Source organism: Streptomyces nanshensis, from assembly GCF_001751255.1.
Lineage (GTDB): Bacteria > Actinomycetota > Actinomycetes > Streptomycetales > Streptomycetaceae > Streptomyces > Streptomyces nanshensis_A.
This window is the reverse complement of the sequence record NZ_LJGW01000186.1, coordinates 6,877-7,140: the sequence shown is the minus strand read 5'-3', so window position 1 is coordinate 7,140 and position 264 is coordinate 6,877. Positions and strand designations below refer to the sequence as shown.

Genomic DNA, 264 nt, shown 5'->3' with positions numbered 1-264 from the left:
CCGGGCGACCTCGTACACGGCCGGCCCGGGACGGCCGTACCGCACGCGCCGCCGACGCCGTCCGCGGCCGGTCTCGTACCGGAGCAGGCGCAGAGCCCGGCGCGCGGTCCCGCTGCGGACGCCCCGGCAGGCGCCCGCACCCCGGCGGACGATCCGGTGCGCACCGCCGACGAGCGGACCGTGGGCAATCTGCTGTGCTGCTGGGTACGCGAGCGGGACGTCCCGCGCCCCGAGGACGGCGCCGCACTCCGCCTTCCGCTGCAC

The 264-nt window shown here is 79.5% G+C and carries 1 pseudogene; it reads left to right on the top strand.

From position 1 onward, the window contains the following. A pseudogene (locus AN218_RS36610) lies at positions 1–264 on the top strand (iron transporter); the annotation flags it as partial.